This is a genomic window from Amycolatopsis sp. NPDC101161, assembly GCF_044768185.1.
Taxonomy (GTDB): domain Bacteria; phylum Actinomycetota; class Actinomycetes; order Mycobacteriales; family Pseudonocardiaceae; genus Amycolatopsis.
In genome coordinates this window covers 855,580-868,983 of the sequence record NZ_JBIWPI010000005.1, presented here as the reverse complement: position 1 = coordinate 868,983, position 13,404 = coordinate 855,580, and the positions used below count along the sequence as shown (strand labels likewise).

Below are 13,404 nucleotides of genomic sequence, written 5' to 3'. Positions count from 1 at the left end.
CAGGACGAAGTCTGCCGCGCCCGAACCCCGGCCAGCAGTGGGAGAACCCTCAATTACCCGTGGGTAGTAATACTCAAGACGTTTTCGTGCGGTTGCGCGTCGCCGCTCGCTTCGCCGTCGTACGCGCCTTCGCCGCCCTCGCCGCGGCGGCTTTCGCCTTCGCCACGGCCGCGTTGCGCGCGTCCTCGGCTTCGGACGCCGTCTCCTGCAGGGCCGCCAGCAGCCGCGTGACGCCCTCGGCCTGTTCGGCCGCCGTCGGCTGGACGACCTCCGCGCCGTCGATCTTCGCCTGGACCAACGCCTGGAACGCCTCGCGGTAACGGTCGGGGTAGCGGCCCGGGTCGAACTCGCCGGTCAGCTCCTCGACGAGGTTCACCGCGCGCCGGAGCTCACCCGGCCGGATGTCGACGTCGGTGTGGCGGAACGGGAAGTCGGGCGCGCGCACCTCGTCCGGCCAGAGCATCGTCTCCAGCACGATCACCTGGTCGCGCACGCGCAGCGCGCCGAGGGTCTCGCGGCGGCGCAGCGCGACGGTGACCAGCGCGATCCGCCCGGACTGCTGCAGGGCCTCGCTGAACAGCACGTACGGCTTCGTGCCCGCCGGCTCCGGCTCGAGGTAGTAGCTCTTCGCGAACCAAATCGGGTCGACGTCGGCGAGCGGCGCGAACCCGCGGATCGCGATCGTGCGGCCGGGCATCGGCAGCGACGCGAGTTCGTGGTCCGACAGCAGCACGACGTCACCGCCCGGGACGGCGTACCCGCGGACCATCTGCTCGGGCGGCACCTCGGCGCCGTCGACCTCGCAGACCCGCTTCACCCGGACGCGGCCGCCGTCGGCCTCGTGGACCTGGTGCAGCGGGATCTCGCGGTCCTCCGTCGCGCTGTACGCCTTCACCGGAATGGCGTAGCTGCCGAACCCGATCGTGCCCGTCCAGACTGCGCGCATGCGAGCCACCTCCGCAGCTCCAGGCTAGGCAAACGACCTCGCGCGCCGACAGCTACAAACGGGTGTCAGGCGCGACGGATTCGCTCACACATTCGAACGACGGCGTGACCTCGTCGAGCGCTTCGGCCGAACAGCGGGCCGCGATGGCCGCCGCGCGGAGCACCTCGGTGACGACTTCGACGTCCAGGGGCGGGGCCGCGGCGAGCGCGTCGGTGCCGCCCTCGATGCGGGCGGCGAGGCCGGCGAGCGCGTGGGAGATGGCCTCCTGACCGGCGATCAGGTGGGCGACGACGTCGGTGAGCTCGGCGGTCGTGGCGCCCGGGCCGCCGCAGCGCAGGCTCGCGGCGAGCTCCTCGGCACAGGAGCGCAGGTGGGTGGCGACGACCGTCGGCGGCAGCGTCACGTCGTGCATCACTCACCCCCTCCGGCCGGTCAGAGCAGCCATGGTGCCACCGCCCCCGCTGTCGGCTACGGCGACACTCCGCGGGGCTTTTATTTGACCGATCGTTCTCGAAAGAAGTAGGGTTCCGAGCATGTCCCGGGTCAAGGAGTTCGACGTCGACGAAGCCTGCGACGCCGCGCTCACGCTCTTCCGGCGTCAGGGCTACGAAGCGACGTCGGTCAGCGACCTCGTCACGCACGTCGGCGTCGCGAAGGCGAGCTTGTACGCCACCTTCGGCACGAAGCACGACTTCTACATGACGGCGTTGAAGCGGTACGCCGAGCGGACCGACGCCCGCGTCGTGGCCGAGCTGTCGGGGCCAGGCTCCGGCGTGGCCGCGGTACGCCGGCTTTTTGACGGCTACCAGGCCGAAATCCTCGGTGACGAGACTCGGATGGGCTGCTTCGTCGTCAACGCGGCGATCGAGCTGCTCCCCCACGATCCCGAGGTCGCACGGCTGGTGGAACGCAGCTGGGACACCCTCGAGGTCGCACTCACCATGGCACTGGAACGCGCTCGATCCCAAGGCGAACTGCCGGACGACAGCGACCCGGCGACGCTGGCGCGGTTCCTGCTGACCGTGCTCCAAGGACTGCGCGTCCTCGGCAAAGGCACGGACGCCGCGAGCCGGCTGGACGCGGCCGTCTCGCAGGCCATGCGGCTCATTCAAGACTGATCGGACCAGAAAGAAGGCGCACGATGGGGGCACGGTTCGCGGGCAAGGTCGTCCTGGTGACGGGCGGCGGCTCGGGCATCGGACGCGAAGCGGCGCGCGCGTTCGCCGCGGAGGGCGCGACGGTGGTCGTCGCCGGGCGCGACGAGCAGCGGCTGGCGGCCGCGGTGAAGGAGCTCGGCGGGGACGCGAGCGCGGTGACCGTCGACGTCACCGACTCGGCGGACGTGGCGCGGCTGGTCGAGACGGTCGTCGCGCGGCACGGCGGACTGCACGTCGCGTTCAACAACGCGGGCATCCTCGGCTCGCCGGCGCCGGCCGCGGACCTCGACGAGGACGGCTTCGGCGCGGTGCTGGCCACGAACGTCACGGGGACCTGGCTGTGCCTGAAGCACGAGGTCGCGCACATGCGGGCGCACGGCGGCGGCGCGATCGTGAACATGGCGTCCAACATCGGCGCGCACGGCCGGCTGCCGAACATGGCGGCCTACGCGGCGTCGAAGGCCGCGGTGAGCGCGCTGACCCGCACGGCGGCGCGCGACCACATCGCCGAGGGGATCCGCATCAACGCGGTCAGCCCGGGCGCGACCGACACGGACATGTCGCGGCGCCCCGGCGAGACGGACGCCGATCGCGCGGAGCGGGTGAAGGGCGCGATCCCGCTGGGCCGGGTGGGGGCCACCGCCGAGGTGGCCGCCGCGGTGCTGTGGCTGGCTTCGGACGAAGCGGCCTTCACCGTGGGGCACGACCTGGTGGTCGACGGCGGCGCGACCGCCTGAGCGGCCCCACCCGGGCCGGCGGTTCCTTCAGGACTCACGGTTGCGCATGGTGACGATCCCCTCTCGTGCGGGACGGACTGGGTGGCGGCGGGATCAGGACTCGCGGTTGCGCACGGCGCGGCTCCTTCCGGGGGGTGCGGACGGGTGACCTGCGGGTTCAGGACTCGCGGTTGCGCACGGCGCTCCCCTCTCGCGCGTAGCGACGGGGTGTCGGGCCTCAGGACTCGCGGTTGCGCACAGCGCTCTCCTCTCGCTCTCGCGCGTGACGGCGGGTGGTCTCAGGACTCGCGGTTACGCACAGGGCTCTCCTCTCGCGCGTAGCGACGGGTGTCGGGTCTCACGACTCGCGGTTGCGCACGGCACGGCTCCTCTCGCGCGCTGGGACTGGACGACAGCAGCTCAGGACTCGCGGTTGCGCACGGCAGATCTCCTCTCGAGCGGCGGGACTGGGGTGGCGGCTCAGGACTCGCGGTTGCGCATGACGGCCTCCTTCCGGCCTAGCGCGGACATCGGCCGGGGCGTCAGGACTCGCGGTTGCGCATGGCGGCGGCCTCCCTTCGCTGCTCCGATCGTGTGGCAATCGTCGATCGCGGTCGCCCAATGTGGTGAAGTGGACGCGGATCGTCGGATCACCCAGGGGAGTTGCACCGCCTTGAGTATGGACGGCGCCCGTCCGGCCGAACCCCGCGTGGGCCGGATCCGTGGGGCACTGAATCCTGCTCACTGGACCCTCTGGCAACAGCGTGGATCACTGATCGCCTACTGCTTCCTCGTCGAGTCCGTGGCGCTCGTCGCCACCGTCTGGTCCGCCCTGACCGTGCCCACGCACGGGTGGGATCTGGTCGTCTTCGCCGTCCTCGCGTGCCTCGGCGTGCTGCAGGCCGAGCTGGGCCGCAAGATCGAACGCGTCCGGCGGCTGGTGTCCGACACCCCGCACATCAACCTGACGTCGGTCTGGACGTTCGCCGGCGTACTGCTCCTGCCGCCCGCGCTCGTCACGGCCCTGATCGTCGTGCTCTACACCCACCTGGCGACGCGCAGCCTCGCGCGGATGAAGCGCGTCCCGCCGTTCCGGACCACGCTGAACGCCACGCTCGTCGTCATCACCTGCTACTCCGCCGAGCTCGTCCTGAACCGCCTCGGCATCCCGGACATGTACACGGCGCTGACGGCGGGCTGGCGCGGCGTCACGGCCATCACCCTGTCCGCGGTGACGTACTTCCTGGTCGCGGCGATCACGATCGTCCCGGCGCTGACGATCACGAAGCGCACGATCAAGGCGTTCTTCGGCGGCCTCGGCGACAACCTCCTCGAGGTCGCGACGCTCTGCCTGGGCCTGCTCACGGCGTTGACGCTGGCGACGCTGCCCGCCCTCGCCGTCGCGATCGTGCCGCCGCTGCTGGTGCTGCACCGGGCGGTGCTGATCAAGCAGCTGGAGATCGCCGCGACGACCGACGAGAAGACGGGCCTGTTCAACACGACCGGGTGGCACCTGCTCGCCTCGCGCGAACTGGCCCGCGCCCAGCGCAGCACGCGCAGCACGTTCGGCGTGCTGATGATCGACCTGGACTACTTCAAGCTGATCAACGACGAGCACGGGCACCTCGCGGGCGACACCGTGCTGCGCGCGGTCGCGGCGACGATCAAGAGCGCGGTCCGCGACTACGACTCGGTCGGCCGCTTCGGCGGCGAGGAGTTCGTCGTCTTGCTGCCGGACATCGGGCCGGCGGCGGTCCTGGCCGTTGCCGAGCGCATCCGCTCGGCGATCGAGTCCCTGCGGGTCGAGTACGAGGACGGCAGCCACATCCGCGCGATCGGCGGCCTGTCGGCCTCGATCGGCGTCGCGACCTACCCGGACGGCGGCACGGCCGTCGACCGGCTGCTGCAGGCCGCGGACAAGGCCCTGTACCGGGCCAAGGACGCGGGCCGCAACCAGGTCGTCGACGGCACCGCCCCCGCCTGATCCACCCCCTCCTTCCCTACGCTGACCAGGCGACTTGTCAGGTTTGCTCGACTGAGCTAAATTTTGCTCATGCGAGCAAGAACGTTCACCGAGTCCGGCCGGCGAGCCCAGATCGTGCGGGCGGCGATCGAAGTGATCGCCGAAGCCGGCTACCTCAAGGCGTCGTTCAGCAGGATCGCGAAGCACGCCGGCCTGTCGAGCACCGGCATGATCAGCTACCACTTCGCGGGCAAGGAAGACCTGCTCAAGGCGTGCGTCACCGAGATCGAAGAGGTCACCGGGGCGTTCATGCAGCCGCGCATCGACGCCGCCGTCGGGCACGTCGCTCAGCTGCGCGCCTTCGTCGAGTCGAACGTCGACCTCGTCGGCGAGCACCCCACCGAGGTGCGGGCGCTCATCGACCTCGTCAAGAACGCCGGCTCGCAGAGCGAAGCCGTCAACGGCCGGCTCGCGCTGTTCGAAGAGCACTTCCGCACCGGGCAGGCGGCCGGCGCGTTCGGGCCGCTCGACGCCCGGACCACGGCGCTCGCCTTGACCGCCGGCCTCGACGCGGTCGTCGCCACGGCGGCCGCGGCCGGGCTGGAACCCACCGAGCTCACGCGCATCGGCCGTGAGCTCGCCGACCTCTACGTGCGGGCGACCGCACCCGAATCCGCTGGGGGATCCGCATGATGATCGAGCAGAAGACCGAACCCGATGCCGGCCTGCGCCGGGTCGTCCGCGCCAACGTGCGGAACGTCGTGTTCGAAGTGATCGTGCCGATGGCGCTGTTCTACGGCCTGCGCGCCGCCGGCGTGAGCCAGTGGTGGGCACTGATGGCCGGTGTCCTGGTGGCCGCGCCGTACGTGCTGTGGACGATCGCCCGCACCCGCAAGGTCGACCTCGTCGCCCTGGTCACGCTGAGCGTGCTGGTGCTGTCGGTCGTGCTCGGCCTGCTGTCGGACGACCCGCGCACGCTGGTGATCCGCGAAGGCTGGACCGCCGCACTGGGTGGCGTGTTCGGCGCGTGGATGCTGGTCTCGGTGTTCATCGGCCGGCCGGCGCAGCTGACGCTGGGCCGCACGATCGCCGAGGTCAAGCGCGGCGCCGAAGGGGCGCAGGCGTGGGCGGGCCGGTGGGACACCGACGCCCGGTTCCGGCGCGGCCTGCGGATCAACACGGCCGCCTGGGGCGCGGTGCTGCTGGGCAGCGCGGTGGTGCACATCGTGCTCGTCTACACGCTGCCGATCGACCTCATCGCGCTGGTCACCAACGTGGCCTGGTTCGGCGCGCTGGCCCTGCTGATCGCCTGGCACGTCTGGTACCTCCGCAAGGAGAACCTCGATGCCTGACGTCCTGGTCGCCGGGGCGGGCCCGACCGGTCTGCTGACCGCGTTCGAGCTGGAACGCGCCGGCGTCGACGTGCTGGTCCTCGAGCGCGACGCCGAGCCCGCCACGCAGTCGAAGGCCCTCGGCCTGCAGCCGCGGTCGGTCGAGGTGCTCGCCGACCGCGGCCTGCTCGCCGCGATCGAGCCACACGTACGGGCGAAGCTGCCCGCCGGGCACTTCTCCGGCGTCCCGATCGACTACACCGACCTGCCGACGTGCTTCCCGTACCAGCTCGGCGTGGAGCAGGCGCACGTAGCGGCGGCGATCGAGGCGCGGCTGCGCACGCCGGTTCTGCGCGACGCGGCCGTCACCGCCGTCGCGCAGGACGACGAGGGCGTCACGGTCACCGCGGGCGGCCGCGAGCACCGGGCCGGCTGGCTGGTCGCCGCCGACGGCGGGCACAGCACGGTCCGGACGCTGCTCGGCGCGGCCTTTCCCGGCAGCTCGGCGCGGATTTCGCTGGTCGCCGCCGACGTCACGCTGGCCGCCAAGCCCACCGGCCTGGCCGACGACTGGACCCTGCCCTCGTCGGGATCGGGCTACCTGCTGCCGCTGTCCGAAGGCCGCTACCGCACGATCGTCTTCGGCGAGGAACAGCAACGGCTCGGCCGCGACGCCCCGGTCACGGCCGACGAGGTGCAGCGCGCGCTGACCGCGGCGCACGGACCCGAAATCCGCGTGGGCGACGTGCTGTGGGCGTCGCGGTTCGGCGACGCGTCCCGGCAGCTGGAGCGCTACCGCCACGGCCGGGTGCTGTTCGCCGGCGACGCGGCGCACGTCCACCTGCCGGTCGGCGGCCAGGGCCTCAACCTGGGCCTGCAGGACGCGGTGAACCTGGGCTGGAAGCTGGCCGCGACGGTCCACGGCACGGCACCGGCCGGGCTGCTCGACAGCTACCACGACGAGCGCCACCCGATCGCGGCGCGCGTGCTGGTCAGCACGAGGGCGCAGGCGGTCCTCGGCGTACCGGACCCGGACGCGGCAGCGGTCCGCGAGGTCGTCACGGAGCTGCTGGCCGTCCCCGAAGCGCGGCGCGTGGTCGCCGCGGAGCTGTCGGGCCTCGGGGTGACGTACCCGGGGATCAGCGGCCGGGCCACGGATGTCCCGGCGAGCACCGACGGCCGCGCCGTGCTGGTGGGCGCGGCGGTGCCGGCGGGCTGGGCCGGGCGGGTCGAGGGCCGAGAGGGGGCGGCACCTCGGCTCGTCCGGCCCGACGGGTACATCGCGTGGTCCGGCGGCCCGGGCCTGGACGAAGCGCTCCGCCGCTGGCTCGGGGCGCCGGTGTAAGGGGCCCGCCGGTCAGGCTTGCAGCGGGTCGGCACACCTCGCGGAACCGGCCGGCCGGCCGGGCTCGGGTCGGCACACCGCGCGGCACCCGCCAGCCAGCCGCGCATGGCGCGGGTCGGCACACCGGCGGGCCGGGCCGCAGTCCGGCTTCCGCTCGCCCCGGTTCGAACCGGGGCGAGCGGAGGGCGCACCGCAAGCCGTCCTCGCGGCAGCCCGGCTAGGAGGCCGCGGCCAGGATCGCCTGCTCCACTTCCCGTCGCCAGCCCGGCTCGATGCGGCCGCTCCTGGGCGTCACGGCGAACGAGTCCACCACCGCGCCGCCCAGCGTCGACACCTTCGCCCAGCGGACCTCCGCGTCACAGCGGCGCAGCGCCCCCGCGACCCGGAACAGCAGGCCGATCCGGTCGGCGGCGCGCAGTTCGAGGACCACCGTGTCGGGGCCGCTCGTCTCGTCGTCGAACCAGAGGACCTTCGGCGCGACCGGCGCCGGTGAGCCGTAGTCGCGTTCCTTCGCCGCCAGGCGCTGGGTGAGCGGGAGCGTGCCGGCGACCGCGCGGGCGAACTGCTCGCGCAGCAGCGTCGCGTCCGGCAGCGAGCCGAACTTCGGCGACGCCGTGAACACCCCGGCGCGGCCGCCGTCGTGCCCGCGCAGGACCGCGGAGTGCACTTCCATCGAGTTCAGCGCCAGCACGCCGGCCGCCGGGGCGAGCAGCTCCGCGCGGGCCGGCACGGCCAGCAGCACCGTGACCACCTTGCCCTGGGAGCTGATCCGGATCTCGCCGTTGCCCGAAGCGACGGCTTGCTTGACGAGCTCGCGTTGTTCGTCGTCCATCGGCTCGGGTGCGGTGAACCCCTTGCCGCGCAACACTTCCTCGCAGCCGGTGACGAGCTGGGCGAGCAGCCGCGCCTTCCAGTCCGTCCAGACGCCGGGGCCGGTGGCCAGCGAGTCGGCCTGGGTGAGCGCGTGCAGCAGCTCGACCAGGACGATGTCGCCGTCCAGGGTCTTCACCACCCGCGAGACCGTCTCCGGCTCGCTGATGTCGCGGCGCGTCGCGGTGTGCGGCAGCAGCAGGTGGTGGCGGACCACCGCCGACACCGTCGCGGCGTCCGCCGGGCTCAGCCCGAGCCGCATCGCGACCTGGGCGGAGATCTTGGCGCCCAGCTCGGAGTGGTCGGCGTCGCGGCCCTTGCCGATGTCGTGCAGCAGCGCGCCGATCAGCAGGAGGTCCGGCCGCGGCACCGTCGTGGTCAGCTTCGCCGCTTCGACGCAGGTGCGGATGAGGTGCCGGTCGACGGTCCACTGGTGCACCGGCGAGCGCGGCGGCAGGTCGCGGACCGCGCCCCATTCGGGGAACAGCCGGGCCCACAGGCCGGTCCGGTCGAGCGACTCGACGGCGTCAACCAGGCCCTCCCCCGCGCCCAGCAGCTCGACCAGGGCGTTCAGCGCGTCGGGCGGCCACGGCGCCCGCAGCTCGGGCGCCGACTCCGCGAGCGCCTTGAGCGTGCCGAGTGCGATCGGCTTGCCCGTGCGCGCCGACGCGGCGGCGACCCGCAGCAGGAGCGCGGGATCCTTGGCCGGGACGGCGTCACGCGCCAGCGAGACCTCGTTTCCATGCAGCACCACGCCTTCGGCGAGGGGCGTGCGCGACGGCCGCCGTCCGAACCGCTGCTTCGGCGGCTCCACAGTGGACCGCAGGGCGACGTCGAGGGCGTACGCGATCGTGCGCCCCGCGCCGGACAGCTTGCGTGCCAGGTTGAACCGGTCACCGAAGCCGAGTTCGGCAGCGACCAGCTCGGCCTCCGGCGCGGACAGGATGTCCCGTTCGCGCCGGATCTCCCGCCGCAGCTCGGTGCGGACGTCGAGCAGGAGCTCCTTGGCTTCGAGGAGCTCTTCGCCGGGCCGCGCGGTGAGTTGCGCCGCGGCCAGTGCTTCCAGGACGGCGAAGTCGCGCAGCCCGCCCCGCCCGTGCTTGAGGTCGGGTTCGGCGGACTGCGCGATCTCGCCGCTGCGGCTCCAGCGCTGCCGGACCGACGCCGTCATGTCCGGGATCTGCTTGCGCGCGGTGCGGCGCCACTGTTCGCGCGCCGCCGAAACCAGCCGGCCGGTCAGCTCGGCGTCCCCGGAAAGGTGCCGGGCGTCGAGCAGCCCCATCGCCGTGCGAAGGTCCTCCGAAGCGACCTTCAGTGCTTCGCCGGGCGTGCGGACAGAGTGGTCCAGCCCGACTTTCGCGTCCCACAAGGGATACCAGAGCGCGTCCGCGATCTCGCCGACGTTGCTGTTGCCGTTGTGCACCAGCACCAGGTCGAGATCGGAGAACGGCACCAGCTCCCGGCGACCGAGCCCGCCCACGGCGACCAGCGCGACACCCGGTTCCGCGGTGTCGACGCCGGCCGCCGAGGCTCCCCTGCTCAGCCAGAACTCGTAGAGGTCGACCAGGGCCGCCCGCAGTGCGGACGCCCCCAGCCTCCCGTGCCTGCCCTCGAGCAAACGCTCGGTGGCTTTGACCAGTTCGCCCCCGTCGGCCATTTCCCGGTCGCCTATAGCGCGTCCGTGCCGCGCTCGCCGGTCCGTACCCGGATGACCGTCTCGACCGGGGTCACCCACAGCTTGCCGTCACCGATCTTGCCGGTGTGCGCGGCCGTGGTGATGGCCTCGAGGACCTTCTCCACGTTGGTGTCGTCGGTGACGACCTCGATCTTCAGCTTGGCCACGAAGTCCACCGAGTACTCGGCGCCGCGGTAGACCTCGGTGTGGCCCTTCTGGCGGCCGTAGCCCTGGACCTCGCTGACCGTCATGCCCAGCACGCCCAGCTGCTCCAGCGCGGAGCGGACGTCGTCGAGCGTGAACGGCTTGACAATCGCCGTGATGAGCTTCATGCCTTGCTCTCCTCGAGTTTCGCGGCCGGGCCGGTCTTGACCGGGATGGTGGACGGTGCGCCACCGCCGGACAACCCGGTGAAGTCGTACGCGCTCTCCGCGTGCTGAGCCTCGTCGATACCGGTGACCTCGTCCTCGGTGCTGACGCGGAAGCCGCCCGCCTTCTTGATCACGAAGCCGATGATGAAGGACAGGACGAAGGAGTACGCGAGCACCGCACCAGCGGCCGCCGCTTGACGACCCAGCTGGGTGAACCCACCGCCGTAGAACAGGCCGTTGGCGCCGAGCGCGTTGACGCTCGTGGTGCCGAAGAAGCCGATCAGCAGGGTGCCGACGATGCCGCCGACCAGGTGGACGCCCACGACGTCGAGCGAGTCGTCGAAGCCGAACTTGAACTTGAGCGAGATGGCCAGCGCGCAGAGGACACCGGCGACCAGACCGATCGCGATGGCCCCGAGCGGGCTCACGAAACCACACGCCGGGGTGATGGCGACCAGGCCGGCGACCGCGCCGGAGGCCGCGCCGAGCGTGGTCGGCTTGCCGAACTTGAGCTGCTCCACGATCAGCCATCCGAGGACGGCGGCCGCGGTGGCGACGGTCGTGTTGGTGAACGCGACCGCCGCGAGGTCGTTGGCGGCCAGCGCCGAACCGGCGTTGAAGCCGTACCAGCCGAACCACAGCAGGCTCGCGCCGAGCAGGACGAACGGCACGTTGTGCGGGCGGCCGGTGTCCTTCGGCCAGCCCTTGCGCTTGCCGAGCACGATCGCCAGCGCGAGACCCGCGGCACCGGCGTTGATGTGGACCGCGGTACCACCGGCGAAGTCGAGTGCCTTGAGGTTGTTGGCGATCCAGCCACCGACCGCGTTCTCGCCGACGAAGCCGTTGAACGAGAACACCCAGTGCGCGACCGGGAAGTACACGACCGTCACCCAGATGACGACGAACAGCGTCCAGCCCCAGAACTTCGCGCGGTCGGCGATGGCGCCGGAGATCAGCGCGGGCGTGATGATCGCGAACATCAGCTGGAACATGACGAACGCGAGCACCGGCAGCGCGTCCGTACCGGGCCACGCCACGGCGGGCGCGGAGTCGGTCGCGGCGACCGCGAAGCCGGCGAGCTTCCCGAAGGTGTTCTCCAAGCCGGCGAAGTGGAAGTTACCGACGAGGCCGCCGAAGGCGTCGTCGCCGAATGACATCGAGAAGCCGTAGAGTGCCCAGAGCACCCCCACCACGGCCAGTGCGATGAAGTTCATCATCAGCATGTTCAGGACGCTCTTCGCGCGGACCATGCCGCCGTAGAAGAAGGCCAATCCTGGGGTCATGAGCATGACCAGCGCGGCGCTGGCCAATACCCATGCGGTGTCTCCTGCGTTCAGCACATCGTCCTCCCGTGCCCTGGGTCTGTGCGATGGCAGTTTTGGCGCGCGGTGTTTCACGGGGCGGCGCGAGAGGTTTCGCCCGCGTGAACTGTCCGCGCCCGGTTGTTACGGCCAGGTTTCCCGGGAGGTGTGCTGGAGTGTCCGGTTGCTTTACGTCGTGGTCGAATAGCCCCATGACGCGAGCCGACCACGGGAATGACCCACTGCCACCCCGGGTCGTCGACGCGTTGCGCTGTTCGGTGTGCGCCGCGCCACTGGAGAGTGTTGATCGCACGCTGCGTTGTTCATCGGGCCACTCGTTCGATCTAGCCCGCCAGGGGTACGTGAACCTGTTGCACGCGCGAATCCCGGCCGGAACGGCGGACACGGCCCCGATGGTCGCGGCCCGCGCGGACTTCCTGGCCACCGGTGCCTACCGCCCGCTGGCGGACGAGCTGGCCCGCGTGTGCACGGAGGCCGAGGGCCTGGTGATCGACGCGGGTGCGGGAACGGGCTACTACCTCGCGCACGTCCTGGAGACGGCTCCCGCCGCGTTCGGTCTCGCGCTGGACGTTTCCGCGGTGGCCTTGCGCCGCGCGGCGCGCGCCCACCCGCGGCTGGGCGCGGCGGTGTGGAACCTGTGGGAGCCGTGGCCGGTGGGCGACGAGGTGGCCTCGGCGGTGCTGAACGTCTTCGCGCCCCGCAACGGACCGGAGTTCCACCGCGTCCTGCGTCCCGGCGGCCTGCTGACGGTCGCGGCCCCGGCCCCAGACCACCTCCGCGAACTGGGCGACCTGGTGCTGTCGGTGGACGAGCGCAAGGAGGAGCGCCTGGACGGCACCCTCGGCGAGTACTTCGCCCGCACCGGCCGCACCGAGGTCCGCCGGACGACGGAGCTGACGCCCCGGCAGGTCCGCCAGGCGGTCGAGATGGGCCCGACGGCCTTCCACCTCGACCGCGGCGACCGGCGGTCCCGTCTCGACGCGCTGAGCGAGCCCCAGGCCGTGACGGTGTCCTTCACGGTCTCCACCTACCGGCGGCTGTGACAGCCGTTCTGGAAGGCTGGGTGCCGTGAAGCCCGACTGGACCGCGTCCGCGACCCTGCTCGCGGACGCCGAGTGGGTACGCGCCCGCATCGGCGGCGCGGCCAAGCTCTACGGCTGCGCCCGGCCGGAGGTGCTCGGCACGATCTGGTGGTACTCGCTCTCGTCGGTGCTCGTGGCTCCCGCGGTCGAAGGCCTGGTCGCCGGGGCACCGGCCGACCCGTCGCTCGACGCCGTGGAGATCGACCTCCTCGCCGACGGCCGGTTCCTCGGCGCCCGGTCCACCCGGCGTCTCGCGGGTGGGCTGCCCGAGCTGGGCGCCGCGTTCGCACCGGCGCTGGGGACCGCCATCGCGACGATCGCCGCCGTCACCGGGGCGCGTGAGCGTGCCCTCGGCGCCATCGCCACCGACTCGATCGGCAACCGGCTCCTGTGGACGTCCGATCCCGAACGCGCGATGGCCCTGGCCGAGCCGCTCGTCGCCGCGATCGGCCTGGGCCTGCCGCGGCCCCGGTTCGTGCGCGTCGGCCGGACGCCTGCGGTGCGTCGCGCCTCGTGCTGCCTGATCTACGAGGTCGGCAACCCGAAGTGCGTGAGCTGCCCGCGTCAGACGCCGGCCGAGCGCGACGCCCGGCTCCGTGCCGCCCTGGGCTGACCCAGGTCCCGGC

General features: G+C 72.1%; 14 protein-coding genes. 9 read left to right on the top strand and 5 right to left on the bottom strand.

Translation table 11 applies throughout. From position 1 onward, the window contains the following. Nucleotides 1-73: 73 nt before the first annotated feature. Together ACIRSS_RS37565 and ACIRSS_RS37560 are read right to left on the bottom strand one after the other, a co-directional pair. The gene (locus ACIRSS_RS37565; RefSeq protein WP_400903693.1) at nt 74-946 is read right to left on the bottom strand and encodes a Ku protein; all 873 of its coding nucleotides are present in this window, start codon (nt 944-946) and stop codon (nt 74-76) included. Nucleotides 947-998: 52 nt separating this feature from the next. Continuing rightward, nucleotides 999-1,358: a hypothetical protein gene (locus ACIRSS_RS37560; protein ID WP_400903691.1), complete on the bottom strand. Its 360-nt coding sequence runs from the start codon at nt 1,356-1,358 to the stop codon at nt 999-1,001. Between the two features lie 121 nt (nt 1,359-1,479). Between ACIRSS_RS37560 and ACIRSS_RS37555 the strand changes: the two genes are divergently transcribed. From ACIRSS_RS37555 to ACIRSS_RS37530, 6 genes are all read left to right on the top strand, one after another. After that, nucleotides 1,480-2,064: a TetR/AcrR family transcriptional regulator gene (locus tag ACIRSS_RS37555; RefSeq protein WP_400903690.1), complete on the top strand. Its 585-nt coding sequence runs from the start codon at nt 1,480-1,482 to the stop codon at nt 2,062-2,064. Between the two features lie 23 nt (nt 2,065-2,087). Then, nucleotides 2,088-2,840, top strand: coding sequence for a glucose 1-dehydrogenase (locus tag ACIRSS_RS37550; protein ID WP_400903688.1), 753 nt, complete (start codon nt 2,088-2,090; stop codon nt 2,838-2,840). Nucleotides 2,841-3,498: 658 nt separating this feature from the next. Beyond that, nucleotides 3,499-4,803 carry a diguanylate cyclase gene (locus ACIRSS_RS37545; RefSeq protein ID WP_400903687.1) on the top strand — a complete coding sequence of 435 codons (1,305 nt, stop codon included), beginning with the start codon at nt 3,499-3,501 and terminating at the stop codon, nt 4,801-4,803. A gap of 69 nt (nt 4,804-4,872) precedes the next feature. Further along, on the top strand, nt 4,873-5,475 hold the full coding sequence (locus tag ACIRSS_RS37540; RefSeq protein WP_400903686.1) for a TetR/AcrR family transcriptional regulator: 603 nt from the start codon (nt 4,873-4,875) through the stop codon (nt 5,473-5,475). Further along, the gene (locus tag ACIRSS_RS37535; protein ID WP_400903685.1) at nt 5,472-6,134 is read left to right on the top strand and encodes a VC0807 family protein; all 663 of its coding nucleotides are present in this window, start codon (nt 5,472-5,474) and stop codon (nt 6,132-6,134) included. Before ACIRSS_RS37540 ends, ACIRSS_RS37535 begins: the two co-directional genes overlap by 4 nt. Beyond that, nucleotides 6,127-7,458 carry an FAD-dependent oxidoreductase gene (locus ACIRSS_RS37530; RefSeq protein ID WP_400903683.1) on the top strand — a complete coding sequence of 444 codons (1,332 nt, stop codon included), beginning with the start codon at nt 6,127-6,129 and terminating at the stop codon, nt 7,456-7,458. Before ACIRSS_RS37535 ends, ACIRSS_RS37530 begins: the two co-directional genes overlap by 8 nt. A gap of 217 nt (nt 7,459-7,675) precedes the next feature. Here the strand turns inward: ACIRSS_RS37530 and ACIRSS_RS37525 are convergent, their stop codons facing one another. The 3 genes from ACIRSS_RS37525 to ACIRSS_RS37515 are packed head-to-tail and all read right to left on the bottom strand — an operon-like array spanning nt 7,676 to nt 11,714. Beyond that, nucleotides 7,676-9,985: a [protein-PII] uridylyltransferase gene (locus ACIRSS_RS37525; RefSeq protein WP_400903681.1), complete on the bottom strand. Its 2,310-nt coding sequence runs from the start codon at nt 9,983-9,985 to the stop codon at nt 7,676-7,678. Between the two features lie 11 nt (nt 9,986-9,996). Continuing rightward, nucleotides 9,997-10,335, bottom strand: coding sequence for a P-II family nitrogen regulator (locus ACIRSS_RS37520; protein ID WP_086855863.1), 339 nt, complete (start codon nt 10,333-10,335; stop codon nt 9,997-9,999). Continuing rightward, a complete protein-coding gene (locus tag ACIRSS_RS37515) occupies nt 10,332-11,714 on the bottom strand; it encodes an ammonium transporter (RefSeq protein WP_400903679.1) in 1,383 nt (460 codons plus the stop codon). Before ACIRSS_RS37515 ends, ACIRSS_RS37520 begins: the two co-directional genes overlap by 4 nt. Here ACIRSS_RS37515 and ACIRSS_RS37510 point away from each other — a divergent pair. The 3 genes from ACIRSS_RS37510 to ACIRSS_RS37500 are packed head-to-tail and all read left to right on the top strand — an operon-like array spanning nt 11,656 to nt 13,391. After that, nucleotides 11,656-11,883 (top strand): hypothetical protein, encoded by a 228-nt coding sequence (locus tag ACIRSS_RS37510; protein ID WP_400904058.1) that lies wholly within the window; start codon nt 11,656-11,658, stop codon nt 11,881-11,883. The genes ACIRSS_RS37515 and ACIRSS_RS37510 overlap by 59 nt on opposite strands. A 4-nt stretch (nt 11,884-11,887) precedes the next feature. Then, nucleotides 11,888-12,739, top strand: a complete 852-nt coding sequence (locus ACIRSS_RS37505; RefSeq protein WP_400903677.1) for a putative RNA methyltransferase — start codon at nt 11,888-11,890, stop codon at nt 12,737-12,739. Nucleotides 12,740-12,764: 25 nt separating this feature from the next. Further along, on the top strand, nt 12,765-13,391 hold the full coding sequence (locus ACIRSS_RS37500; RefSeq protein ID WP_400903676.1) for a (2Fe-2S)-binding protein: 627 nt from the start codon (nt 12,765-12,767) through the stop codon (nt 13,389-13,391). Nucleotides 13,392-13,404 lie beyond the last annotated feature (13 nt).

Bases quoted from the DNA above. Each gene is read 5' to 3' on its own strand.
- ACIRSS_RS37565 (WP_400903693.1), bottom strand. From the start codon at position 946: ATGCGCGCAGTCTGGACGGGCACGATCGGGTTCGGCAGCTACGCCATT.
- ACIRSS_RS37560 (WP_400903691.1), bottom strand. From the start codon at position 1,358: ATGCACGACGTGACGCTGCCGCCGACGGTCGTCGCCACCCACCTGCGC.
- ACIRSS_RS37555 (WP_400903690.1), top strand. From the start codon at position 1,480: ATGTCCCGGGTCAAGGAGTTCGACGTCGACGAAGCCTGCGACGCCGCG.
- ACIRSS_RS37550 (WP_400903688.1), top strand. From the start codon at position 2,088: ATGGGGGCACGGTTCGCGGGCAAGGTCGTCCTGGTGACGGGCGGCGGC.
- ACIRSS_RS37545 (WP_400903687.1), top strand. From the start codon at position 3,499: ATGGACGGCGCCCGTCCGGCCGAACCCCGCGTGGGCCGGATCCGTGGG.
- ACIRSS_RS37540 (WP_400903686.1), top strand. From the start codon at position 4,873: ATGCGAGCAAGAACGTTCACCGAGTCCGGCCGGCGAGCCCAGATCGTG.
- ACIRSS_RS37535 (WP_400903685.1), top strand. From the start codon at position 5,472: ATGATGATCGAGCAGAAGACCGAACCCGATGCCGGCCTGCGCCGGGTC.
- ACIRSS_RS37530 (WP_400903683.1), top strand. From the start codon at position 6,127: ATGCCTGACGTCCTGGTCGCCGGGGCGGGCCCGACCGGTCTGCTGACC.
- ACIRSS_RS37525 (WP_400903681.1), bottom strand. From the start codon at position 9,985: ATGGCCGACGGGGGCGAACTGGTCAAAGCCACCGAGCGTTTGCTCGAG.
- ACIRSS_RS37520 (WP_086855863.1), bottom strand. From the start codon at position 10,335: ATGAAGCTCATCACGGCGATTGTCAAGCCGTTCACGCTCGACGACGTC.
- ACIRSS_RS37510 (WP_400904058.1), top strand. From the start codon at position 11,656: ATGAGCATGACCAGCGCGGCGCTGGCCAATACCCATGCGGTGTCTCCT.
- ACIRSS_RS37505 (WP_400903677.1), top strand. From the start codon at position 11,888: ATGACGCGAGCCGACCACGGGAATGACCCACTGCCACCCCGGGTCGTC.